19 protein-coding genes and 2 rRNA genes are annotated in these 24,340 nt (G+C 41.6%); 9 read left to right on the top strand and 12 right to left on the bottom strand.

Annotated features, from left to right (window positions below):
• Window positions 1-34 precede the first annotated feature (34 nt).
• The 4 genes from JM64_RS05250 (at window position 35) to JM64_RS05235 (ending at window position 5,969) form a co-directional block, all read left to right on the top strand.
• Window positions 35-2,960, top strand: a 23S ribosomal RNA gene (locus JM64_RS05250).
• Between the two features lie 24 nt (window positions 2,961-2,984).
• Window positions 2,985-3,101 (top strand): 5S ribosomal RNA (rrf, locus tag JM64_RS05245).
• 149 nt (window positions 3,102-3,250) lie between these two features.
• A complete protein-coding gene (gene trmFO / locus JM64_RS05240; RefSeq protein ID WP_064012532.1) occupies window positions 3,251-4,534 on the top strand; it encodes a methylenetetrahydrofolate--tRNA-(uracil(54)-C(5))-methyltransferase (FADH(2)-oxidizing) TrmFO in 1,284 nt (427 codons plus the stop codon).
• Window positions 4,535-4,550: 16 nt separating this feature from the next.
• Window positions 4,551-5,969: an MATE family efflux transporter gene (locus JM64_RS05235; RefSeq protein ID WP_082868313.1), complete on the top strand. Its 1,419-nt coding sequence runs from the start codon at window positions 4,551-4,553 to the stop codon at window positions 5,967-5,969.
• A gap of 3 nt (window positions 5,970-5,972) precedes the next feature.
• On the opposite strand, the gene pcm is transcribed toward JM64_RS05235, so the two are convergent.
• The 3 genes from pcm to JM64_RS09765 form a co-directional block, all read right to left on the bottom strand.
• Entirely contained in the window at window positions 5,973-6,578 is a 606-nt protein-coding gene (gene pcm, locus JM64_RS05230) for a protein-L-isoaspartate O-methyltransferase (RefSeq protein ID WP_231882291.1), read from the bottom strand.
• 24 nt (window positions 6,579-6,602) lie between these two features.
• Complete coding sequence (locus tag JM64_RS05225) at window positions 6,603-7,556, bottom strand: calcium/sodium antiporter (RefSeq protein WP_082868312.1); 954 nt, start codon at window positions 7,554-7,556, stop codon at window positions 6,603-6,605.
• A gap of 128 nt (window positions 7,557-7,684) precedes the next feature.
• The gene (locus JM64_RS09765; RefSeq protein WP_082868311.1) at window positions 7,685-9,187 is read right to left on the bottom strand and encodes a GGDEF domain-containing protein; all 1,503 of its coding nucleotides are present in this window, start codon (window positions 9,185-9,187) and stop codon (window positions 7,685-7,687) included.
• A 413-nt stretch (window positions 9,188-9,600) separates the two neighbouring features.
• Between JM64_RS09765 and gap the strand changes: the two genes are divergently transcribed.
• From gap to tpiA, 3 genes are all read left to right on the top strand, one after another.
• Window positions 9,601-10,599, top strand: coding sequence for a type I glyceraldehyde-3-phosphate dehydrogenase (gap, locus tag JM64_RS05215; RefSeq protein WP_014450883.1), 999 nt, complete (start codon window positions 9,601-9,603; stop codon window positions 10,597-10,599).
• Between the two features lie 88 nt (window positions 10,600-10,687).
• Window positions 10,688-11,887 (top strand): phosphoglycerate kinase, encoded by a 1,200-nt coding sequence (locus JM64_RS05210; RefSeq protein WP_064011772.1) that lies wholly within the window; start codon window positions 10,688-10,690, stop codon window positions 11,885-11,887.
• Window positions 11,888-11,901: 14 nt separating this feature from the next.
• Window positions 11,902-12,654 carry a triose-phosphate isomerase gene (gene tpiA / locus JM64_RS05205; protein WP_269446865.1) on the top strand — a complete coding sequence of 251 codons (753 nt, stop codon included), beginning with the start codon at window positions 11,902-11,904 and terminating at the stop codon, window positions 12,652-12,654.
• A gap of 63 nt (window positions 12,655-12,717) precedes the next feature.
• On the opposite strand, the gene JM64_RS05200 is transcribed toward tpiA, so the two are convergent.
• The 3 genes from JM64_RS05200 to JM64_RS05190 form a co-directional block, all read right to left on the bottom strand.
• Window positions 12,718-14,286, bottom strand: a complete 1,569-nt coding sequence (locus JM64_RS05200) for a bifunctional aspartate carbamoyltransferase catalytic subunit/aspartate carbamoyltransferase regulatory subunit (protein ID WP_064011771.1) — start codon at window positions 14,284-14,286, stop codon at window positions 12,718-12,720.
• Between the two features lie 162 nt (window positions 14,287-14,448).
• Complete coding sequence (locus JM64_RS05195) at window positions 14,449-14,994, bottom strand: DUF4230 domain-containing protein (RefSeq protein WP_064011770.1); 546 nt, start codon at window positions 14,992-14,994, stop codon at window positions 14,449-14,451.
• Between the two features lie 5 nt (window positions 14,995-14,999).
• Entirely contained in the window at window positions 15,000-15,716 is a 717-nt protein-coding gene (locus JM64_RS05190) for a DUF4230 domain-containing protein (protein WP_197473431.1), read from the bottom strand.
• Window positions 15,717-15,864: 148 nt separating this feature from the next.
• Between JM64_RS05190 and aglB the strand changes: the two genes are divergently transcribed.
• A complete protein-coding gene (gene aglB / locus JM64_RS05185) occupies window positions 15,865-17,316 on the top strand; it encodes a cyclomaltodextrinase (protein WP_064011768.1) in 1,452 nt (483 codons plus the stop codon).
• A 287-nt stretch (window positions 17,317-17,603) separates the two neighbouring features.
• Here aglB and JM64_RS05180 read toward each other — a convergent pair whose 3' ends face one another.
• Window positions 17,604-18,023, bottom strand: coding sequence for a hypothetical protein (locus tag JM64_RS05180; protein WP_064011767.1), 420 nt, complete (start codon window positions 18,021-18,023; stop codon window positions 17,604-17,606).
• A 483-nt stretch (window positions 18,024-18,506) separates the two neighbouring features.
• Here JM64_RS05180 and JM64_RS05175 point away from each other — a divergent pair, with 483 nt between their 5' ends.
• Window positions 18,507-19,265: a class I SAM-dependent methyltransferase gene (locus JM64_RS05175; protein ID WP_064011766.1), complete on the top strand. Its 759-nt coding sequence runs from the start codon at window positions 18,507-18,509 to the stop codon at window positions 19,263-19,265.
• On the opposite strand, the gene JM64_RS05170 is transcribed toward JM64_RS05175, so the two are convergent.
• From JM64_RS05170 to JM64_RS05150, 5 genes are read right to left on the bottom strand one after another with little or no spacing between them, the layout of a single operon-like run.
• Complete coding sequence (locus tag JM64_RS05170) at window positions 19,262-20,659, bottom strand: aspartate ammonia-lyase (protein WP_064011765.1); 1,398 nt, start codon at window positions 20,657-20,659, stop codon at window positions 19,262-19,264. The two genes, JM64_RS05175 and JM64_RS05170, sit on opposite strands and share 4 nt — an antisense overlap.
• A gap of 1 nt (window position 20,660) precedes the next feature.
• Window positions 20,661-21,878, bottom strand: coding sequence for a [FeFe] hydrogenase H-cluster maturation GTPase HydF (hydF, locus tag JM64_RS05165; RefSeq protein WP_064011764.1), 1,218 nt, complete (start codon window positions 21,876-21,878; stop codon window positions 20,661-20,663).
• A gap of 23 nt (window positions 21,879-21,901) precedes the next feature.
• The gene (locus JM64_RS05160; RefSeq protein ID WP_064011763.1) at window positions 21,902-22,840 is read right to left on the bottom strand and encodes an ABC transporter substrate-binding protein; all 939 of its coding nucleotides are present in this window, start codon (window positions 22,838-22,840) and stop codon (window positions 21,902-21,904) included.
• A complete protein-coding gene (locus JM64_RS05155) occupies window positions 22,837-23,583 on the bottom strand; it encodes an ABC transporter ATP-binding protein (RefSeq protein WP_082868309.1) in 747 nt (248 codons plus the stop codon). Before JM64_RS05155 ends, JM64_RS05160 begins: the two co-directional genes overlap by 4 nt.
• Window positions 23,584-24,336 carry an ABC transporter permease gene (locus JM64_RS05150; RefSeq protein WP_064011762.1) on the bottom strand — a complete coding sequence of 251 codons (753 nt, stop codon included), beginning with the start codon at window positions 24,334-24,336 and terminating at the stop codon, window positions 23,584-23,586.
• Between the last annotated feature and the right edge of the window lie 4 nt (window positions 24,337-24,340).

Here is a 24,340-nt window from a genome sequence, read left to right as displayed (position 1 = left end):
ATGGGGAAGGGTCATTGAAAAGTGCATAGGGTAAGGTGAAGGTAGTAAGGGCACGCAGTGGATGCCTAGGCGGCAGGAGGCGAAGAAGGGCGTGGCAAGCTGCGAAAAGCCTGGGGGAGCCGCAAGCGGGCGTTGATCCCAGGATTCCCGAATGGGGCAACCTGCACGGGGGAAACCCCGTGCGCCCGAGAGGGCGCGAGACCCGGGGAAGTGAAACATCTCAGTACCCGGAGGAAAAGAAATCAAACGAGATTCCCTGAGTAGAGGCGATCGAAAGGGGAGGAGCCTAAACCAGCCGTGAGGCTGGGGTCGTGGGACACAGCTAGGCTGAGCCCGCTCTGAGGCGTTGTGTAGCCGAACAGTCTGGGAAGGCTGGCCGGAGAGGGTGAGAGCCCCGTAGGCGAAACGCAACGCGTAGGAGTGGCTGTGATCCCGAGTAGCGCGGGACTCGAGGAATCCCGCGTGAATCAGGGGGGACCACCCTCCAAGGCTAAATACTACCTGCCGACCGATAGCGCAACCAGTACCGTGAGGGAAAGGTGAAAAGCACCCCGGAAGGGGAGTGAAAGAGACCTGAAACTGCGTGCCTACAAGAAGTCGGAGCCCGAGAGGGTGACGATGTGCCTTTTGATTAATGAGCCTGGGAGTTACCGTACCTGGCGAGGTTAAGCCGGTAGAGGCGGAGCCGAAGCGAAAGCGAGTCCGAATAGGGCGTGAGTCAGGTGCGGTAGACCCGAAGCCGGGTGAGCTACCCATGGGCAGGATGAAGGTGGGGTAAAACCCACTGGAGGTCCGAACCGGTGGATCGTGAAAAATCCTCGGATGACCTGTGGGTAGGAGTGAAAAGCTAACCGAACCCGGTGATAGCTGGTTCTCCCCGAAATGCATTGAGGTGCAGCCTCGGCAGTTCTGTGGTGGAGGTAGAGCACTGATAGGGCTAGTGGGGTTACCTGCGAACCCTGTCAAACTGCGAATGCCACCACACTAATGCCGGGAGTGAGCCCGTGGGGGATAAGCTCCACGGACGAGAGGGGAACAACCCAGACCGTCGGCTAAGGGCCCGGAGAGGTGGCTAAGTGTGAAGAGGAAGGAAGTGGTGCGTCCTAGACAACCGGGATGTTGGCTTAGAAGCAGCCATCATTTAAAGAGTGCGTAACAGCTCACCGGTCGAGACGCACTGCGCCGAAAATGTGCGGGGCTGAAGCCACCCCCCGAAGCCACGGAACCAGCGGAAGCTGGTTGGTAGGGGAGCGTTCCGCGGTAGGGAGAAGGTAGACCCGAGAGGGCTACTGGACGAGGCGGAAGTGAGAATCCAGGCATGAGTATACGAGAGGATGGTGAGAATCCATCCCCCCGAAAGCCTAAGGGTACCTGGGGAAGGGTCGTCCGCCCAGGGTGAGTCGGGACCTAAGGGAAACCCGAAAGGGGTACCCGATGGGAAACCGGTTAATATTCCGGTACCACCTGCGTATCGATACTGTAGGCGGGGACGCAGGAGGCTAAGCTCCGGGGATAAGTGGCAAATCCCTCCAAGCGGTTAGGCGAAGAGGGCTGTAGGTAAGTCCGCAGCCTGAGCTGAGCCGTGAAGGGGAGAGCCCGAGAGGGCTCAACGGAGCTGACGCCACACTGCCGAGAAAAGCCGCGTGCAGTGATACGTGGGTGCCCGTTCCGCAAACCGACACAGGTAGGCGGGCTGAGAAAGCTAAGGGGAGCGGGATAACCCTTGCCAAGGAACTCGGCAAATTGGCCCCGTAACTTCGGGAGAAGGGGTGCTACGGTAGGTTGAACCCAGGGGAAGCCGAGAGGCGGAAACTGGGGGAGGCCGAGGTAGCCGCAGTGACAAGGCCCTGGCGACTGTTTACCAAAAACACAGGTCTCTGCGAACTCGATGAGAGGAAGTATAGGGACTGACGCCTGCCCGGTGCCGGAAGGTTAAGGGGAGGGGTGCAAGCTCCGAACCGAAGCCCCGGTAAACGGCGGCCGTAACTATAACGGTCCTAAGGTAGCGAAATTCCTTGTCGGGTAAGTTCCGACCTGCATGAATGGCGTAACGACTGGGGCACTGTCTCGGCAGGGGACCCGGTGAAATTTCAGTCTGGGTGAAGATGCCCAGTACCCGCAGCTAGACGGAAAGACCCCGTGGAGCTTTACTGTAGCCTGGTATTGTGCTCTGTTGCGGCGTGTACAGGATAGGTGGGAGGCTGAGAACCGGGCTCGCCAGGGTCCGGGGAGCCGACGGTGGGATACCACCCTCGTCGCAGCGGAGTTCTAACCTACGCGTGTGGAGAGCACGCGAGGGACAGTGCCAGGTGGGCAGTTTGACTGGGGCGGTCGCCTCCTAAAGGGTAACGGAGGCGCGCGAAGCTCGGCTCAGGTGGGTTGGAAATCCACCGTGAGAGTGCAAGGGCAAAAGCCGGGCTGACTGCGAGACCGACGGGTCGAGCAGAGGGGAAACCCGGTCCTAGTGACCCGGCGACTCCGAGTGGAAGGGTCGTCGATCAACGGACAAAAGTTACCCCGGGGATAACAGGCTAGTCTAGCCCGAGAGTTCACATCGACGGCTAGGCTCGGCACCTCGATGTCGGCTCATCCCATCCTGGGGCTGAAGCAGGTCCCAAGGGTTAGGCTGTTCGCCTATTAAAGGGGTACGTGAGCTGGGTTCAGACCGTCGTGAGACAGGTCGGTCCCTATCTGCTGCGGGCGTAGGAGGCTTGAGGAGGGTCGCCCTTTGTACGAGAGGACCAGGGTGAGGGAGCCTCTGGTGTACCAGCTGTCCTGCCAAGGGCATACGCTGGGTAGCCACGCTCCTGAGCGATAACCGCTGAAAGCATCTAAGCGGGAAGCGCGCTCCAAGATGAGGCCTCCAAGGCCGGTCCGAGAAGAGGACCTAGATAGGCCGGTGGTGGGAGCACCGAGAGGTGTGGAGCCAACCGGTACTAATAGGCCGAATCCTTCACCTTAACCCTATGCACTTTTGAATGGCCCTGGGTGCCGATACTGCGGTGGGAAACACCCAGCTCCATTCCGAACCTGGCCGTTAAGCCACCGCGGGCCGATGGTAGTAAGGGGGCGACCCCTTGCGAGAGTAGGTAGTGCCCAGGATTCCTAATACCCTTCAAAAAGCCTCTGCAAAAAGCAGAGGCTTTTTTGTTTTTGATTGTTATGGTAAAATTACACAAGCATGTTGAAAAATTTTTGAAAATAGAAGAATTGGAAAATTGAGGTGGTTAACGTGAACAGACAGATTGCTGTGAACGAAGTCCATGTCGTAGGGGCGGGTTTGGCAGGTAGTGAAGTGGCTTGGCAATTGGTGAAAAGAGGGCATAAGGTAATTATTCACGAGATGAAGAAAATAAAGAAATCACCAGTGCACAAAAGTGATTACTTTGCAGAGCTGGTATGCAGCAATTCTTTGAAGTCGGTGGATTTGAAGAACGCAGAGGGACTTTTAAAAGAGGAAATGAAGTTGTTTGGTAGTATTATCTTAGATTGCGCCATGGAGAATAAAGTACCTGCCGGAAAAGCGTTGGCTGTGGATAGAGAGAAATTTTCAAGGTGTGTAACAGAGAGATTGTTAGCATCAGGGCTGGTGGAAGTGATAGATGAAGAAGTGACAAAACCAGGTGAAAATGGCATTTGGGTCATCGCTACGGGACCTACAACAGATGGAGTACTTGCAGAATGGGTCAAAGAAGTAAGCGGGGGGTTATTTAATTTTTTCGATGCTGTCGCTCCGATAATAAGTGCGGATAGCATAAATATGGATATTTGCTATGTAGCAGATAGATACGGTATAGGTTCCGGGGATTATATAAATTGCCCAATGAATAAGGAACAATACGAGGCTTTTTGGGAAGCTTTAGTTAACGCGGAAGTTGTTGAGATGAAGGATTTTGATAGGAAGTTACTTTTTGAAAGATGTCAGCCAATAGAAGAAATAGCACGCAGTGGAAAGGATGCTATGAGATACGGTCCACTGAGACCTGTTGGACTTCCTGACCCAAAGACGGGAAAAGAACCTTACGCTGTTGTGCAATTGAGAAAAGAAAATGTTGAAGGTACTATGTACAACCTTGTCGGATTTCAAACGCGATTGAAATGGGGAGAACAACTGAGAGTTATAAGAATGATTCCGGGATTGGAAAATGCGGAAATTTTGAGGTATGGTGTGATGCATAGAAATAGTTACATAGACTCTCCAAGGGTTTTGGACAGATTCTTGAGATTGAAAAGACAGCCAAATATATTCTTTGCTGGGCAGATAACAGGTGTTGAGGGATACGTAGAATCTGCAATGACAGGTCTTTACGTGGGACTTAATGTAGCAAGACTACTGGAAGGAAAAGAGATGGTTGAATTTCCGAAGAAAACCATGTGTGGCGCACTTATAGATTATATAACGACTGCTGAAGAGCTGAAACCTATGTACGCTAACTTTGGCTTGCTTGGTGCTGGTAAAAACCGTGAAAAAGCAGCTGAGCGTGCGCTGAGTGAGATGAAATCGTTTGTAGAAAGGTTAGAATATAACAAATGAAAGGAGGAAAATTATAGTGGAAAATATTCCAAAAAGCTCAAACACGAAGTTGAACAAAAATATTGAACTACTCTTAGGAGATTACAAAAAAGCTGTTATAAAGCTTTCTATACCAAACATGATAGCTATGCTCATTCAAACGCTTTACAATCTCGTGGACGCTGTATGGGTTGCTGGCCTTGGTCCTTCCTCGTTGGCTGCAATGGGTTTATTTTTCCCAATATACATGATAGTCATATCGATTGCTACTGGAATTGCGGTAGGGACTAGTTCTGCAATTGCCAGAAGAATAGGTGCGAAGGATTTCGAAGGCGCAAATTCTGTGGCAGAACATTCTATAATCCTTGCCATCATTGTAGGCTTTTTGACTACTGTTGTTGGCATTTTATCACTTGGTTTTGTTTTGAAATTCACGGGTGCTTCAGGGCTTGCAATGCAAAAAGCGCAAGATTACGGTTTCATAATTTTTCTATCATCAATATTTATGATGTTCAACAACTCCGCTATAGGCATTCTTCGTGGAGAAGGCGATTCAAAGCGACCAATGTATATAGTTCTTTTTAGCTCTGTATTGAACATGGTTCTTGACCCTATCTTTATATACACTTTCAAATTCGGCATCGAAGGAGCAGCATGGGCAACTAATATCTCCATTTTTGTAGCAAGTGCTATGCTTTTGTACCTTCTGATTTTTTCTAAAAAGACGTTTCTAAACGTAACTTTTAAGGGCTTTTCTTTAGATAGAGAAATCCTCTATGACATCTCCATAGTTGGTTTTCCAACAGCACTTGCTCAAATTACGATGTCTGTGGCAATATATTTTCTTAATTTCTTTGCAGCGAAAGCAGCCGGAGATTTGGGAGTAGCAACATTCACTGGCGCTTGGCGAATAATAAACTTGGGAACGTTGACAATTATAGGAGTTTCTTCGGCAGTAACAACGGTGACCGGAGCAGCTTACGGGGCGAAGGATATCAAGAAACTTGAAGGTGCTCTGAATTATGCTATAAAATTCGCTGAGTATTTTGCGATAGGAACGATGTTGGTAATTTTCTTTTTCTCAAAACCGCTTGCACTTATGTTTTCGTATTCAAAATCCTCTTCACTACTTTTAGAAAATGTTTCACAAGCGCTCAAGATATTGTGTATGTTTCTTCCAGGGACACCTTTTGGAATGTTAACATCAGGTATGTTCCAGGGGATTGGGCATGGATACAAAAGTTTAGTAACAACGATATTGAGAACTATCATATTTCAAGTTTTCTGGACGTGGATTTTTGTTGATGGTTTTAGGATGGGCTTAACCGGTGTGTGGTTGGGGATAGTTATTGGGAATACCACGGCTTCTATAATCACATACACGTGGGGCAGACTCACAATAAAAAAACTATACCTTGCGTATGCTCAGCATACTCACGCTGTCAGTGAAGATTGAAGCTTACACCATCGGTACAAACCTAACATGTCCTAATGATTCTTCGGTAATTTTTTGACCGTATTTTTTTATTCTCTTCAGAACCTGGATATATTCGTTCCCGACAGGAATTAATAAAATCCCACCTTCGCGAAGTTGTTCAATCAGTGCGGGTGGGATTTCTTTTGCGTAACACGTGGCAACGATTTTGTCATAAGGAGCAAACTGTGGTAATCCAAGCTTCCCATCACTGAGAAACATTTTGATGTTTTCTATTCCTAATTGTTCAATAACTTTCTTCGCTCTTTCGTACAAAGGTTCGACGACTTCAACAGTGTAAATTTCCCCCGAAGGTCCAACGAGTTGTGACATTACAGCAGCGTTGTACCCACTTCCAGTTCCAATTTCGAGTACTTTGTCTCCTTCTTGTAAATCCAAATATTCGCACATTAATCCAACCATATGTGGTGCTGATATCGTTTGACCGTAACCTATTGGAAGAGGTGTGTCAATGTATGCACTATCTTGATACTCTGCAGGAACAAAGAGTTTTCTGTCTACTTTATTCATAGCATCTATAACTCTCTTTGATACTCCGTAATACTCAAGATGCTCGTACAAGTACGCCACCTTCTTGGGAATATATCGAAAATCTTATCCTCTGATTATCAAGTAAGCGGTGTATCCTACATATGTTGCGACCATGAGAGCTCCTTCGATTTTGTTTATTTTCAAATCCCTTGAGAAGAGTATTAAGAAAACGGTTATAATAAGAAGTAATGCTATGTCTACGTTCAACGCCGTTTGATAATACAAAGGATTAAGAACGGCAGAAATGCCCAGTATGAAGAAGATGTTGAATATATTCGAACCAATAACATTTCCCAGTGCTATTTCGCTATTACCCTTTGCGGCAGCAACCAAAGACGTAGCAAGCTCGGGTATTGATGTCCCAGCAGCAACGATTGTTAAACCTATCATTTTGTCTGAAACTCCAAGTGCCCTTGCTATCTGAGATGCACTGTTCACTATCCAACGGCCACCAATTACAAGTCCCACTAAACCACCAATTACGTAAATTACAGCAAGCCAAGTGCTAATATTTTTTAGTCTTTCCATTTCCATCTCTTCAAACATTTCCCTATCTTTTTTCGCCATTTCGAATATGTATGCCACAAATATTGTAAAGAAAGATAAAAGCACAATGCCATCACCGCGCGTTATTATCGAAGGAAGGTTATTTCCCTTGTTTCCAAGGGCAAGAACCGACAAGGCAGCTAAGAAACTTAGCGGAATCTCTTTCTTGAGCGTCGAGTGTTTAACACTTATTGGTCTTAACATAGCGGAGAGCCCTGCAACTACGAGTATATTGAATATGTTGCTACCGATTATATTACCAAGAGCAATGTCTGAATTTTTCTTGATTGAAGATACGATGTTTACGACTAATTCCGGAGCCGATGTACCAAAGGCCACTATTGTGAGACCGATGACAAGGTCTGAAACCCTAAGCTTTTTTGCAATAGCGGAAGCGCCCTCAACAACTTTATCAGCACCTATGCTTACAAAGACAAGTCCTAAGATAAGCAACGAAAAGTTTAAAAACACAAATGCCACCTCCATCATATCAAATAATAAATCGCGGATATCATCAGCGACGGTTCAATAGTTTTTCGATGTTCATTAAGAAATTATACCAATTATTTTTCGTTAGGCAATACCAGTTCTCGGGTGCTTTAGAAGAGTACTGTTGTTCTGTTTTTACCATTGGATTTTGAGATATAGAGTGCTTCATCTGCTCTTTTCAAAAAACTTTCAATTGTATCGTTCCCTTTCAATTGAGTAACGCCCAGACTTATCGTAACTTTGTATGGGGTTTCTTTAAACTTTTCTTCAACCTTTGTACGAATTCTTTCTGCTATTAAATGTGCTGCATCAATATCTGCCTCAGGAAGTAGTATCAGAATCTCCTCGCCCCCCATCCTTATTGGGAAATCACTTGCTCGAACGTTTTTCAATATTACTTCAGCTATTCCTTTCAAAACCTCGTCCCCTACATTATGCCCGAACGTATCGTTAATTTTCTTGAAATTGTCTGCATCAATAGAAATGGCAGATAATGGTATTCTGTCCGCTTTGCTCGAAACATATAAGCGTTCGATTTGACTGTTGAAAACGTATCTTGTAAGCAGTCCAGTGAGAACATCTTTTTCCAGCAGTTGGCGAATCTGCTCATTTAATGACCTTAGGCTCTGATTTTTCGTCTCCAGTTCCTTTAGGTAAAGATTTATTTGCTCACGTTGGTGCAAGTAATTCTTAATTGCGTTGGCAAGGCTACCAATTTCATCGTCTCGGTATATGTACTTTTCAACTGTATCGGGTGTATGGTTATCGATAGCGTAGATTATGTCGCTGAAAGGTGCCAGCGCTAACTTTTTGAGCTGTAGGTAGAATATGGAGAGTATAGAGATAAGAAGGATAATAGACAAAATTACCAAAATTACAACGTAGATAAGGTACTTAGTGAGTAGTGTGAAATTTTTTGAAAAGACCAAATACCCAGAGTTTTTATTACTTTGGTCCGTAAGCGGGTATGAGTAGACCAACTTGGTCAATGAGGAATTACCAGGATTAGTAGAATAAGAGACTGATGCCCCGGTTAATTCTTCTAATTTGACGAAATCTGTAACTGTCCAATATTTCCCTACTAAGATGATACTGGGTGTTTCAACTTCCCAAAGCTTCAAGATTTTTGGAGATGGGTAAAGAACAAAAAGCTCTATCGGAAAGGACGAATTCGGGATATCCAAGAAGAAATGAGACTTTCCCGTAAGTTGTTTAAGGGAGAGCCGATTTAAAAGATTCTCAGCTCTTGTTGAATGTTGTTCACCCAGGTAATGAATTTGCACAAGACCACTGTTTTCATAAATTGCGAGAAAGTCTATATTAAGCGTCTTTAGGTTTGATATCAGGCTTTCTTTGAAAAAAACGTACTCCTCTTCAGATAATGGAAGTCTATCAAATAGACTTTTCAAATTATCAAATGTCCGTTGGAGCTCTTTTGTCTTTTGGGAAAACTGGAATTCTAAAGCTTTCGAAACGTTTAGAGAGAACTCTTTGAACTGAACATCAAAGGCGCTTTTTAGGTTTTTTAATAGCAGAATACCTAGGACAAATGTGAAGATGACGAATATGATAGATGATAGAATGACGAGTTTCCTAAGTTTTTGTGCTATCATATAGCTTTAAAATCCCCCTTGAGATACACACTCTTAAGAAAATCATGTCTGTTCACATCTTTGCAAATGTATTATACCATAAGCTTTATGAAAGTTTACAGCAATTTTGTAAAACTACCAGAAACGATAAGGGTAAATTCCTAGATAAAGCTAAAAAGTAACTAATCTCTTTCAAATTCTTTCAAATTTTAGCTTAGTTGCTTAAAACGAACATTCATGGTATAATAATTTTGAAAACGCCCATTTTTGGTTATAACCATCGATATTTCACGTTGACTTTTTGAATGATTACCTGAATTTTCAAAAATATTCAAAAAATTTAACTTCCGCAAGCTTGTAAATGTAATATTTATATTGTACAATTTTTCACGAGCAAGAGAAATTCACACCAACATTGTGAAGGAGGGAGAAAGATGAAGATAGCTATCAACGGTTTTGGAAGGATTGGAAGACTTGTCCTTAGAGAGCTCATTCGCCGCAACAGTTCAGTAGAGGTAGTTGCCATTAACGATTTGGACAGCCCAGAAACATTGGCTCACCTTTTCAAATATGACTCCGTGCACAGAGAATTTCCAGGGGAAGTTAAGGTAGAAGGTGACACGATGTATGTTAACGGAAAAGCCATAAAGGTATTTGCAGAAAAAGACCCAGCAAACCTTCCATGGAAAGACCTCGGCGTTGACGTGGTTGTTGAATCAACAGGTAAATTTACAGAAAGAGATGGGGCAATGAAACACATCCAAGCTGGTGCAAAGAAAGTAATTATCACAGCTCCAGCAAAGGGAGAAGACATTACAGTAGTTTTCGGTTGTAACGAAGAACAACTCAAACCAGAACACCAGATTATATCCTGTGCATCCTGTACAACAAACTCTATTGCTTCAATTGTTAAGGTAATTAATGATGCATTCGGAATAGTTACAGGTTACCTCGTAACAGTCCACAGCTACACAAACGACCAGAGAGTTCTCGACCTTCCACACAAAGACCTTAGAAGAGCAAGAGCAGCAGCCTTGAACATAATCCCAACAACAACGGGAGCAGCAAAAGCAGTTGCACTTGTAGTTCCAGAAGTAAAGGGTAAACTCGATGGTATGGCATTGAGGGTCCCAACTCCGGATGGTTCAATCTCTGTTCTCAGTGTCCAAGTTGAAAAACCGACAACAGCAGAAGAAGTCAACGCAAAAGTTAAGGAAGCAACTGAAGGCAGACTCAAAGGCATTATCAAATACAACGAAGATCCTATTGTAAGTTCAGATATTGTTGGTTCAACATATGCAGGTATTTACGATGCAACACTTACAAAAGTCATGAACGGAAACTTCGTAACAGTCTACAGCTGGTACGACAACGAATACGGCTACACCTGCAGAGTTGTCGACACAATTGAAAAAGTAGCAACATTACTCTAATTCGAAAATCAATAACGGGGGCGCGTCCCCCTTTTTTGTACGCTCATAATTATGCATTTCAAGACTATGACACGGGAGGTGTCAGAAGATGGAAAAACTCACAATTAGAGATGTTGACCTCAAAGGTAAAAGGGTAATAATGAGGGTTGACTTTAACGTTCCTTTGAAAGATGGAAAAGTCGCAGACGATACAAGAATTGTTGAGGCACTTCCGACAATTAAGTATGCCCTCGATAACGGTGCAAAAGTAATCCTTCTTTCCCACCTTGGCAGACCAAAGGGTGGACCGGATCCAAAATACTCATTGAAACCCGTTGCAGAAAGATTATCGGAACTTCTTGGAAAAGAAGTTAAATTCGTGCCCGCACTTTACGGGGAAGAGGTTGAAAAAGCAGTTGCTGAATTAAAAGAGGGCGAGGTGTTAATGCTCGAGAATACAAGGTTCGACCCAGGAGAAGAAAAGAACGACCTCGAACTCGCAAGAAAATGGGCAAGCCTTGCTGATATACACGTCAACGATGCATTTGGAACAGCCCACAGGGCACACTCAAGTAACGTTGGAATTGCACAATTTATACCATCTGTTGCAGGTTTCTTAATGGAAAAAGAGATTAAGTTCCTGTCAAAGGCAACACTCAATCCAGATAAACCGTACGTCGTCGTTCTTGGTGGAGCAAAGGTTTCAGATAAAATAGGGGTTATAACCAACCTCCTCAACAAAGCTGATAGAATAATCATTGGTGGCGCCATGATGTTCACATTCTGGGGAGCACTTGGCAAACAAACAGGTAATTCACTTGTGGAAGAAGACAAAATAGAACTTGCAAAACAACTTCTTGAACAAGCAAAGGAAAAAGGTGTTGAGCTTGTTATACCAACAGACGCGGTTTGCGCACAAAAAATGGAAGCAGGGGTTGAGAAGAAAGTCTTCACATGCGAAGAAGGCATTCCAGAAGGTTGGGCTGGTTACGATATCGGTCCGGCAAGCGTAGAACTCATCAAATCGAAACTTGCAGATGCAAAGACAGTTGTTTGGAATGGACCTCTCGGTGTGTTTGAAATAGAAGACTTTGCAGTTGGTACAAAGGCAGTTGCAGAATTTATTGCATCACTCACAGAAAAAGGTGTAACAACTGTCGTTGGCGGTGGAGACAGCGCAGCAGCAGTTGCACAGTTCGGACTTGAAAAGAAGTTTAGCCACGTCTCAACTGGTGGTGGAGCATCACTTGAATTTCTCGAAGGAAAAGAATTACCAGGTATCGTTTCCATTGCGAATAAAAAAAAATAACCAATAGAAAATTCATACTTGCTGGAAACTGGAAAATGAATAAAACACCCAGCGAAGCGCAACTTTTTGCCAACACTTTGGTTAATGCGCTCGCTGGGTTTAATTCTTTTGATATATACATCGCTCCTGTTTTTGTCGCACTTGATAGGGTTAGAGAAGTTGTTAGTTCGAACAATATAAAACTCGCAGCACAGAATATGTACTACGAAGACAGTGGTGCATTCACAGGGGAAGTATCACCAAAAATGCTGAAAGAACTTGGCGTTCAAGCCGTTATAATTGGACACAGTGAAAGGAGAAGAATATTCGGAGAAACGGATGAACTTATCAACAAAAAAATCAAAAAAGCTCTTGCAGAAGGTTTAACTCCGATATTTTGTATAGGTGAGACTCTCGAAGAAAGGCAAAAGGGATTAACCTTTTGCGTGCTTGAAAAACAAGTTAGAGAAGGCTTGTACGGAATAAATGCGGAAGAAGTTAAGAGGGTAGTTATCGCATATGAGCCTGTATGGGCAATAGGAACAGGTGTTGTGGCAACGCCAGAACAAGCTCAAGAAGCTCATGAATTTGTAAGGTCACTCCTTGCAAAGATATACAGTGACGAAGTTGCACAGTCAGTAACCATCCTTTACGGTGGTAGTGTCACTCCAGAGAACTTCTTTGGACTATTCGTCAAACCAGACATCGATGGTGCACTTGTTGGAGGTGCAAGTCTCAAAGAAAGTTTTGTAGAACTGGCAAAAATAATGGCAAACGTGTTGGGATAATCAGGAAATTCTAAAAACCAACAACAAAGCCCCCTTCTCGGGGGCTTTGTCATTTTATCGTATTTATATTTTCCAAATCTCGTGGTATTCATGTGGTGTTTCACAGTATTCACACACGAATTTTCCGTCGATTTGGACAAACGAGGCGGTTACATTTTCACCGTGTGTTGGATTCGTTATGCAGTTCTCATTTTTGCATCTGATTTCCTCAAATCCATAAATACGAGGTGGCATTTTGATTCGATATTTTTCGACAACTCTAGAGTTTTTGATGATATTTACGGTTGTATTTGGCGAAATTGCTGAAAGTTTCTTAATTTCTTTGAAAGACAAATACTTATCTGGCAAGCTTATGTAACCTTTGTAACTACCATCTGCTGATTTGAATATTCCGTCTGCACTGTCCACATCGTAGAGTTTAAGTATCTTCCTTATTTTTACAATAGTATTGTAAATCTCTTCTTGTGATTTTCCTTTTGCAATGTGGTCTATTACTGTTCCATTCTCTATCGGTTTAATGCCTCTTTTTCCTTCTTTCAGAACACCTTTTGTCCCATCCGTGATTGGTGCTGGGATGATGAAATCTTCATCTTCTTGTTGCTGAGGTCTTGATGTATCGAACGGAGCCTCAAGTGCACCGCCAAGCATTGATAAAAGCACGATTCTTACGTAATATCCGTTTATCGCTTGTTCTTCCCATCCGTTGAGTGGCAATGTGTCGAGGAATGTGGGGATTTCTGGATTGAACTTTGGCCTTGGAAGTGGATGATAGAACTTTGTTCCTTCAGAAATCTTATCGAGCATATCCTCTCTGAACGTTACGGCTTTTCTCAGTATTTTTTCCTTTTCTAAGATATCCTCGCCCATTCTTTCAAGTTGTAAGCGAGTGAAATACCATATATTTGCTGACTTTCCATGGCTTAAATACTCATCTATTGAGTAGAACTGCCTTACTTCAAATCCATTTCTCTTCATTTTTTGAATGTATCCTTCAGGCATTTGCAATTCGGGTGGGGCAATCAAATCAACTTCTACGTTTTTAAAGACCTTTAGACCATCGGCTTTAGAATGGACCGTTCTACCGTGGAGCAAATCACCAACTAGAGCTATTCTGATGTGCGAATTGTCGAAATTGTTATGTTCAAGGAAAGTGTATTCGTCAAGGAGTTCTTGAGTTGGATGTTCGTGCTTTCCGTCACCACCGTTGATGAATGCAGGTCTCATGATGCCATGCCTTTCTGCAAACTCTCCAACTTTTCTTTCGAGCAATCTCACGACACCCTCGAGTCTGGTTCTCAAAACAAAGATAGAGTATTCACTGTAACCTGTTAACATATTAAATGTGTCCACGTAGCTTTCTTGCTTGTTAAACGAGGAGTGTTCGGAATCGAAGATGTTTACCTTTGCATTTTTGTGGAATTTTGCGGCGTTAATGAAGGATTCTTTGGTTCGGGTGGAAGGTTCCACGAAGACGATGTAAATTCCCGTGTTTCGCTTGATTTGAAATTCTGAAACATCATCTCTGTTCTTAAGCTTATCCTTCAATCGCTTGGTTGATTGATACAAGAAGAGCTGTTCTTCAACTGAAAAATCGTTTATAACCGCCAAGGTTCGGCTTAAAAAGTTGCCCATAAACTTATCGCCCCCCACGTTTCATGTTTTTTCGCCGGTCTTGCCCGACTCTTATTTCTATCCTCGATATTATACTATTACGCCATATTTTCTGCAAGCTAAAATAAAAGAGTAAACGAAAAGCCTACCAAGATAGACTAAATCGTGCTATAAATCGTGTAATTAGTTATGTTCGAATATAATTTCTTTATCTGGATAGAATTTTTTCAAAGTAGTCTCAACAGTTTTCTCTGCCATCGTAATTTCATTGTTATAATTTTCCGCTCTGAGTTGCTCAAGGATTTCATTTGCTTTACTTCTTATTTTCTCTCTTGACATATTATCCATTTCTTCATCGTTAAAAGTGAACCATCCATAGTTTACATCTAAGACTTGTATGTTTTTTTCATCAATAATTGGTTCATCGACTTGCAACGGAGGTAATTTCACGTAAATCGTCTTTTTATCTTTTTCTTCAATTACAATCTCATTGGTGTTAAGATGGACATAACTTTCGGCAACAACACGGTAGAGAGACTTTGAATTAGTAAGTATACCCTTTACGTCAACGTCAGCGATAAATTGATACGTGTACTTTTCTACAATAAAATCTCCGGTCCGGCGGAAAATCTCGCTCAACTCCGGAGTTTTTTTACTATTCGTTTGAACGAATACAAAAGCAAGGAAGATAGCTAATATTATAAGTATCACTACGTAAACTTTTTTCATTAACATCACTCCTTAAAAGATATCTCAACAGTATAACCTTTTTCTGTGTGTGGAGATAATAAATTTCTAATGTACCTCTCCGCCAATGCTTTCATTTCGCTGTACTTATCTTCGGACATTATGTAATATTTAATATTTTCGGTCAATTTTTCTCTTGCTTTTTCATCGCAAAAACTCTTCACTTTTTCTTTAATATCTAAAGGTACCCATTTATCTATAGCACCAACCTCAAAAGTCCCTAATATTTTGCTCCTATAATTCTCATTAAATGTTTCTGATCTTTCAACATTGATATTGCTATCCAGCAATTCTATAGGTGGTAAATGAATTGTAATTTTCTTTTGAGATTCATCGATTATTACATCGTTCTGTTCAATTTTGAAAAGGTCAATACCGTAACTTGCTTTCGCTCTGTATATGTATATTCCATCAACAGTGTATTTTCCATCCAATATGCTATCTAATTCGTATTCATAATCACTTGTTTTTACTACATCTTCCATCAACACCGTAGCAAGTCTTAGGAAACCCATCTGTTGAATGTCGTACAATACGGAACCAATTATTTTCACTTCTACTCTATGCTTGAATGGATTGAGGAGTTTAGATAAAAGACTAATAACATTTCCTATTACTGGAACCTTACCGAGATAATAAAAAATGACAGTAAATAAAACAACAAGTACAATGAGTAAGAGCAGAAAGTTCCAAAGATTTTTCATAAGGATTCTACCGCCTCCTTGAAATTTTCTAACTACGAAGTGCATTCCATTATATCATACCCTCATTCTAAAATTGCATTCGTTCAATCTTCCTTGTATAATATTTCGTAGTCGATTTTATCAAACCTTAGGAGGAGGAGGACTTAGTATGCTTAGTATACATAGTACTGCAAATAATCTTTATCCAGTACCATCATGGGTTTATGAAAGTGTCATTTATCAAATTTTTCCAGACAGATTTGCAATTGGAAAAGGAAAGACTGTGAAAGATAAAGCCGAGCTTTACACAAAGCGTGGTGGAAGAATTGTCGAGTGGAGCGTTCCACCGAAAAGAAAGGATAAAGCAGAACACGTGAAGGATTTTTATGGAGGCGATTTGTGGGGTATTGCTGAGAAACTTGATTATCTGAAAGACCTTGGAGTTAATGTAATTTACACAAATCCTATTTTTCTTTCACCGACAAACCATAAATACGATGCTATTGACTACATGAAAGTTGACCCACAATTCGGTGGAGAAAAGGCGTTTAAATACTACATTAAGAAGGCAAAGAGTGAGAATTTTAGATTGATTCTGGATGGTGTTTTTAATCATCTTAGTAGCGAAAATCCTTGGTTTAAAAAAGCACTGCGTGGAGATAGAAAACACGTGAGTAAGTTTGCAATATACGATGATGGACACAGGGCATGGTATGGACACAAGTCACTTCCTGAGTGGCATCTTGAGGAAGTCGAAGTGATGAACTATATTCTCAGCGTTGTCAAACATTATTTGATACAAGGTATTGACGGATGGAGACTTGATGTTGGTTTTGACCTGGGGTATGTGAATAACGCCTTAATCACAAAAGCTGCAAAACAAGTTTCGATAGAAAAATACGTTGTGACGGAAACATGGAATTATCCATCGAACTGGCATATGGTAGACGGAATAATGAACTATCACTTTAGAAACACCGTTATCGCTTATTTGAAGGGTGAATTCGATAACTTAGCAGATGCACTCCAAAGTGCTTACAACGATACACCAAACATCCATGGTTGTTGGAATATGCTTGACAGTCATGATACGGAAAGACTTGCTACGGTCATACCAGACAAAGCATTGAGGAAGCTTGCAATAGTTCTCCAGTTCACATATCCAGGTGTGCCCGTTGTTTATTACGGCACAGAGATAGGTATTGAAGGTGGCGGCGACCCGGAATGTCGAGCAACAATGAAATGGAATGAGGAAGAATGGGATAAAGAGCTGAGGGAGTTTTACAAAAAACTTATTACAATTAGAAAATCCGAAACGGCATTAAAGATAGGTACATTCGAAGTGTTGAACAAAGAACCTCTCGTATTTTACAGAAGAACACCTCACATTTTGGATGGAATGATAGTTGCGATAAACAAAGGAGAGAAAAAATCAGTCACTGTTTCAGTCCCGGATGGCAGGTTACTAGCAGGAACGTGTTTTACTGACTTGATGACCGGTGAAGAATTCTGGATTACTGCAGGGGTTATGAGAATTGATATCCCAGCTAAAGGCTTCAGATTGCTAAGAGTTACGAATAAAACAAAAGATGGGTACAACATGTATAAGAGGATTTATTAATAATCAAAAAAGGCGCCTAAAAGGCGCCTTTTTCAATCACGTATCCTGTTTAAATCTTGAACTTCCTTACCTGTTCAAGTAATTTGTTGGCTATAAGATTCATCTTGCTGAGCTATCGAGGTAGTTGCAAGTGGTTTTGGCCAAAGATATTCGACGTAACTAATATGAACCTACTCACAGTGAAGATATTTTTAAAAGACCCCAATTGCATAGTAGTTTTAGTGTAATTTTAGTTATTTAGATTTCCTTAGGGTAATTCTGCTTTGTGTAACCGCTCGCACTAAGTTTTAAAAATGGGTTTCGACAAAAAGTCCTGCTCCTGGCCACAAGTATGGGCTAGTTGTTCTGACATATCCAGATACATTTATGGAAAAGCTTTTCAGTAACTCAGCTTTTACTCCTATTCTAGGTAAAAAGTCGAATTCAATGTTTGAATTGGTCATATCGTATGAAATAGTTGGGTCCCCTGCGAAGAGCTTAAGAGTAAGAAAATCACTTTCAAATATTTTATAACCCAAATGCCCTCTTAACCCAACCATGTTTATACCAGACATGTTTGAATCCGGAGAGACAAACGTCTCAACTGCCAAGGAAAAGTTGCCCAAATCTTTCTCATACCCTGCAATGAAATAAGCGGGGAATGGGACTACAAATATCAAAGCTACTACGAGGACAAACTCTACACCAAGATAGAAGATGTTATCCATAACCAGCCACCTCCTGCAAAGTATATAAACTTTCCCTTTATACAGAAAATTTTTAGAATAAATCTTTTCTCGATTTAGCCAAACTTTTTCTACAAACCTACCGCTGTTTTGGATTCTTTGCATTCGCATAACAAAGTTAGTGTCTCCTAATATATTTGACCTGCAATTTCTGGAAATGTTCAAATAAAATCAAAAATAAGAAAGCTCTGAGAACTTCCCATAAGTGGAGCTGTCTTAAGTTTTGTCAAAAAAGTATTCTCAAGGAGCATTAAGTCGCCCAAAATTTTTGCACCGTATTCAACATATCTTTTCATGAGCTCGAACTCAAGATATTATAATACTAAGCGGCAAGCTTTTAGATATAAATCTTGTTAGAAGCCAATCAAAACCAAATAAAGACACTTTCGGCTCAGAAAATATGTGGTTTAATTGATTTGTATCGTAAAGGTCGGAAGATTGTGCAATTTGCAAGGAGGAAGTGTCATGCACTATTTTCGTTCTTCAAGTGAATATTACAGCTCAATAGCACATATCTATGACAAAATGTACGAAGATATTTATTGGACTATTGCAAAGCAACAAATCAAATTGACAATTGAGAAGCATGTTCCCTCCATTACAGGGTTGAATGTTATCGATATCGGTGGGGGAACTGGATATTGGAGCCTCTGGGCGTTAAAGAAAGGTGCGAAAGTAGTGTTTGTCGAACCTGCCCAAAAGATGTTTGAGCAAGCAAGAATAAAGATAAGCAAAGAGATGGGTATGGAATTACGAAACGTTCATATCGAGTTTATCAATTGTTCCGCAGAAGATTTAGACTCTTTCCTTCGACTTGAAGAAAATTTCGATGTGATTTTTCTACTTGGTGATGTATTAAGTTATGTGGACAATCTTGAAAAGACGATGGAAAATATATCGAGGGCAGCCAAGAAAGGTGCCCTCGTTTTTGGAACGGTTGATAATTATTTTTCGTATGTTAAGGATGTCATCAGTTATGGTTCTTGGAGAGATTACAGATACTTGGCAAATCGTAGAAAACTTCCCATTGGTTCAGAGTTTGGAACTTTTGAAGCACGGGCTTTTGAACCCGCGGAGATTGAAAATACATTCGAAGACTATGGGTTTAAAGTTGTCGAACTCACAGCACTTGCAAGTATGCAAAGTGTTGAATTAAGTATCAAATATGGAAAATATTTTGTTTTTGAAGCTGAGCATTTATTTTTCGTAGCGAAAAAGGTTTAGTAATACCCAAGCCCTGTCATCTTTTGGATGTTCAATTTTTTCAACAATTCGCTGACAGTTGTATTTTCTTTTTCAGCAAGCAATTGTAAGGCTTTTTCAACATCGTAATTTGCTTGTCTGATAGCTTCAGAAACTACTTCGTGACCAAAGTAGTTTATTAACGGTGTAAGGTTGGAAGAAGACCTTTCGAGATTTTGCTGGCACCGTTCTTTATCAACGTCTAAAAGCTTAACATATTTCGCCAATGCATGGCATGATGAAGTGAGAAGTCTCATCGATTTGAGAGTAAAATGGACAACTATAGGCGCGAACTGATTGAGCTGTAAGTTGCCTTGGGCGCATGCATGGGAAACTATTTCATCATGTCCGAAGACCACAAGCATGTTTTGTAAGACGTATTCCGGCACTACTGGGTTTACTTTACCAGGCATTATTGTGCTACCAACCTGGACAGCAGGGAGGATTAGTTCACCGATAGCGGTTTTGGGTCCACTGCCGAGGAGTCGTATATCGTTAGATATTTTGTACAAGTTAACAGCGAGTGATTTCAAAAGTCCATGAACTTCGGCGAATGTATCGAGGTTTTGTGTGGCATCGATTAAGTTTTCCGCTTTTGCTATTTTCACGTTTGCAACTTGTCTTAGAACTTCCACTATTCTTAGGGTGTATTCTTTAGGAGCACCAACTCCCGTTCCAATTGCGGTTCCTCCAAGATTCACACTTCGTATACGTTCTTCTACCTTGTTTAGTCTCCATCTGTCCCTTGCAAGTGCGTCAGCCCATGCGCCAAATTGTTGTCCCATCATTATTGGAAGAGCATCCATCAACTGTGTACGCCCAGCTGTTCTAATAGAATAAAATTCTTTTTCCTTTTCTTGAATCACTTCTTGGAGTTTGATTACTGAGTCGACGAGTTCCCTTAGTCTCAAGATAACTGCCATCTTTCCTGCAGTAACGAATGTATCATTTGTTGATTGATGCATGTTAACATGATTGTACGGGTCAACGAGATATTCTCCCTTTTTTCCACCAAGTATCTCTGTGGCTTGATTAGCAATCACTTCGTTTATATTTAAATTCACGGATGTACCCGCACCACCAGACAAAGGGTCAACAACTACCCATTCTTTTAGTCTTTCCCATTCATCGCATGCTGTAGTTATCGCAGCAGCTATGTTTTTATCAAGCCTTCCAATTTCTGCATTAAGTAGTGCGGCTGATTTTTTTATCATGAAGTAAGCCCAGATGAACTTTTCATCAAATTGCTCGCCTGTTTTTGGGAACAATTTCAAAGCCCTGGCTGTTGCTATGCCGTAATAAGCATCAACGGGTATCTGTTCTGTGCCCAGGTAATCGCTCTCTGTTCTGAATTCTAAAGTATTTGAATTTTCCATTTTAAGTCCCCCTGTTGACTTCAATTCCAAGTGGTGCTAATGCCCTTTCGAGAACTCCGTGCATGTAGGATATGACTATACCGTAGTTGGTCATAGGAATACCGAGGCGTTTGAACATTCTTACCCTTCTCATCATTTGATTTCTTGTATTTACACATCCACCGCAGTGTATAACGAGCTTTGCGTCTGCCACTTCTTCGTATTCTGGTAAATCAACACCCGCCCAGATTTTGAAATTCAAATTTGCACCTGTGTGGTTAACAAGCCAACGTGGAATTTTCACCCTTCCAATGTCTTCTGTGAGTGGTCTGTGTGTGCAGCCTTCCATGATAATCACTGTATCACCATCTTGGAGTTCTTCGATTTTGTAAACGCTTTCAACGAAATATCTTATGTCTCCACGATAATTTGCTTCTAAGATTGAAAACGTTGTTAATGGCACATCTTCTGGGATATCTGAGACAACTTTCATAACCGCTTGAGAGTCTGTGATAACAAGGCGTGGAGGTTCGCTGAGCTTTTCTATTGTGTATCGCAGTTCTCTTTCCTTGGCAACAACAGCTACTGCCTCTCTGTCGAGAATTTCTCTGATTGCATGAACTTGTGGCATTATGAGTCTTCCTTTTGGCGCGCCAAGGTCGATAGGGACAACAAGAACGACAATATCACCAGCGTCCACGAATTCGGGTATAAACGGGAGTTCTTCGTCGCTTGGTATGATTTGATTCAATGTTTTACCTATATTCTCAAGTCCTTCTTTGTTAAGTGCGCTATCAACGAATGCTTTTACACCAAAGGCTTCCTCATACTCCTGTGCAATTGTCTGAGCCTTTTCACCAAGTATATCTGCTTTGTTTACAACCACTATGAAAGGAATTTCCAGTTCTTTGAATATCTCGGATATCCTTTTTTCGTATTCTCCAGGGAAATCATCAACCACAAGTATGCCAGCATCCGATTTGTAAAATGCTTTCAACGCTTTTTGAACCCTTTTTTCTCCAAGTTCGCCGACATCGTCAAGACCAGGAGTATCTATCAATGTTACAGGACCAACTGGGTAAAGTTCCATAGATTTGTAGACAGGGTCTGTTGTTGTCCCAGGTACATCGCTTACTATGGAAATCTCCTGACCAGTTAGTGCGTTCATGAACGATGACTTACCAACATTTCTTCTTCCTACGATGGAAATGTATTTTCTAAATCCGCTTGTAGGTAACAAACACTGCACCTCCGTTTTTGGTTTTATTTAACGATGTAAAAGAATTTTTCATCTGGTACTTTTGGCATACCATCTGGATAAAGTTCGTTAAGCTTTTTGAGGTATGCGAGAACTTCGTCCCGACATTCTGCAGCAGAAATGTAATTGTATTGGCTTCTTTCAAGAGATGCCTTAAGGATGTTTGTAGGTATTCCTAGCTGTTTGCTTGTTATTTCAACAGCTTTGTCTACGTTCTTGTATGACCATGAAAGGCTTTCTTTGAACGACTTTTCAAAGAGTTTAACGGTTTGCGGGTAATCTATCAACTTTCCTGTCACGAAGAGTCCTGTTATTGGTATTCCAAATTTGAAACCGGTTGCCTTGTTCCATTCATCTTGCAAGTCCATGATTACCTTTCCCTTTGACAACGTCATTGTCACAAATGGTTCCGGGATTGCAGCAATTTTAATTTTTCCGCTATTGAAAAGTGAAACTATTTCTTGTGGCTGGGCGTAAGCAAATGTAACATCCCTGTCGGGTTCAAGTCCGTTCTTTACAAGTAAGAACCTAAGAACAACATCTGCTGTTTGACCTCTACCGTGCGCTGTGTATATCTTTTCTCCTTTGAAGCTCTGAAAACCTTTAAATTCAAAATCAGGGCTTGCCACAACGTAGAACAATCGCCAGCTATAGACGCCTACGAGTCTAACATCGACACCTTTTGTGTAAAGGTTCGCACCAAAGGTTACCGGTAATGCAGCAAAGTTCACTTTCTTTGAAACAATGTAAGCTGTTGCTTCGTCCATAGTTTTCCAGAACTTCATGTCAAGAGCTATATCCGTTTTTACCTCTTTGCTTATTAAACCTGCCACGGGGAATATTGTGGGACCAAACGGGTTGATGAACGTAACTCCGAAAACTGCAACTGTTACTAAGACTGATATAAACACAAAAACTTTCCCAAATAGCTTAACGCCTTTCATCCAATCCACCTCCCTAAGATTTTTGAAAGAATTTGAGATTCAGCCTTATGAAATTCCGGATTTGATATATCCTTTGGAACATTGGAAACGTCGATTTCTTCAATTATGCTACTGGGCTTGTCACTCAACATATAGATTTTGTCTGATAGCAAGAGCGCTTCTCTGACATCATGAGTTACAACAATCATCGAAAAGTTCATATCTTTCCTTCTTTCAATTATATCCGAGATTATGGAAACTTTTAAATGCACGTCAAGAGAAGCAAACGGCTCATCCAAAAGAAGTAGCTCTGGTTCAATAATCAAAGCTCTTGCTAAGTTGACTCGTTGTCTCATCCCACCACTCAGTTTTGATGGTTTGAAGTTAGCAAAGTCCTTTAGTTTCAACGCTTCTAAGGTTTTAAATATTCGTTCTTCGTTTTCTTCAACAAATTTCAGATTGTCGATAACCGTTTTCCAAGGTATCAGCCTAGGTTCTTGGAAGACGTAACCAATTTTCTGCACTTTGCATTCGATAGCTCCTTCGTAATCGTTTATTAAACCAGCAATAATACGTATGAGTGTTGTCTTTCCACATCCAGAAGGACCAAGCAGGGCTATAGATTCTCCTCTGCTCAAATCAAAGGATATGTCTTCAATTACTTTCAATTTTCCGTAATACTTGCTTACTGATTTCACATTTAGAATAACTGTGTTTCGTGTATTGCCCAATGTTTTACGATTTATTTTATCTAAATTAGCCAATTAAACCAACTCCCAGTTTTTTAGAAGTTTCCTGACAAAGTGGTTAAGTATGTTTTCGACGATAAGACCTATGAGTATTATGATTGCTGTGTATGCGTAAACTTTTTCTACTGCAACTGATTGTCTTGCCCAAGCTATGAGTACGCCAATACCTTTGTCTCCACACATGTATTCCGCTACAACAACGACTTTCCATACGTTACCTATGATTACTTGTAGAGCACTAAGAAGTTGAGGAACAATTGAACCAAGGTATATGTTCCTAATCACTTTTGAGCGAGGCACTCTATATACCTTCGCCATCTCTATTAATCTTTTGTCTGTTGTTCTTATACCAATCGCTGTTGATAATATAGTATGTGGCAAGAGTGATAATATACTGACTATAACTGGTCCAAGCCACCCTATGCCCCAAATAAACATTACCAATGCAAGCCAGGTTATGATTGGTACCGCTTGGATAACAAGTATGCCAGGTCTTAAGATGTCGTATACTACATCATTTAAACCTATAAAAAATCCTATCAGGACACCGAATGTCACAGTAGTTGCTAAGACAACCCCTATTTTGGAAAGGGTTATAACCAACGCCTCCAAAACTTCTGATTTCTGGAGCTCTGATATCAAGGTCTTCAGAACCATCAACGGGTCAGGAAGAATTAGTTGTGAGCTGATTAAAAACGAGAGCACTGTCCAAGTGATAAATATAACTAATATGCCTGTTAGGTATTTCCAGAGATTTTCCAAATGCATTCTC

The organism is Fervidobacterium pennivorans, from assembly GCF_001644665.1.
GTDB lineage: Bacteria > Thermotogota > Thermotogae > Thermotogales > Fervidobacteriaceae > Fervidobacterium > Fervidobacterium ngatamarikiense.
This window is presented reverse-complemented; position numbering and strand designations above follow the sequence as displayed.

Bases quoted from the DNA above. Each gene is read 5' to 3' on its own strand.
- JM64_RS05180 (WP_064011767.1), bottom strand. From the start codon at position 18,023: ATGGATAACATCTTCTATCTTGGTGTAGAGTTTGTCCTCGTAGTAGCT.
- JM64_RS05210 (WP_064011772.1), top strand. From the start codon at position 10,688: ATGGAAAAACTCACAATTAGAGATGTTGACCTCAAAGGTAAAAGGGTA.
- JM64_RS05160 (WP_064011763.1), bottom strand. From the start codon at position 22,840: ATGAAAGGCGTTAAGCTATTTGGGAAAGTTTTTGTGTTTATATCAGTC.
- aglB (WP_064011768.1), top strand. From the start codon at position 15,865: ATGCTTAGTATACATAGTACTGCAAATAATCTTTATCCAGTACCATCA.
- JM64_RS05170 (WP_064011765.1), bottom strand. From the start codon at position 20,659: ATGGAAAATTCAAATACTTTAGAATTCAGAACAGAGAGCGATTACCTG.
- JM64_RS09765 (WP_082868311.1), bottom strand. From the start codon at position 9,187: ATGATAGCACAAAAACTTAGGAAACTCGTCATTCTATCATCTATCATA.
- JM64_RS05150 (WP_064011762.1), bottom strand. From the start codon at position 24,336: ATGCATTTGGAAAATCTCTGGAAATACCTAACAGGCATATTAGTTATA.
- JM64_RS05190 (WP_197473431.1), bottom strand. From the start codon at position 15,716: ATGAAAAATCTTTGGAACTTTCTGCTCTTACTCATTGTACTTGTTGTT.
- JM64_RS05200 (WP_064011771.1), bottom strand. From the start codon at position 14,286: ATGGGCAACTTTTTAAGCCGAACCTTGGCGGTTATAAACGATTTTTCA.
- JM64_RS05175 (WP_064011766.1), top strand. From the start codon at position 18,507: ATGCACTATTTTCGTTCTTCAAGTGAATATTACAGCTCAATAGCACAT.
- gap (WP_014450883.1), top strand. From the start codon at position 9,601: ATGAAGATAGCTATCAACGGTTTTGGAAGGATTGGAAGACTTGTCCTT.
- JM64_RS05195 (WP_064011770.1), bottom strand. From the start codon at position 14,994: ATGAAAAAAGTTTACGTAGTGATACTTATAATATTAGCTATCTTCCTT.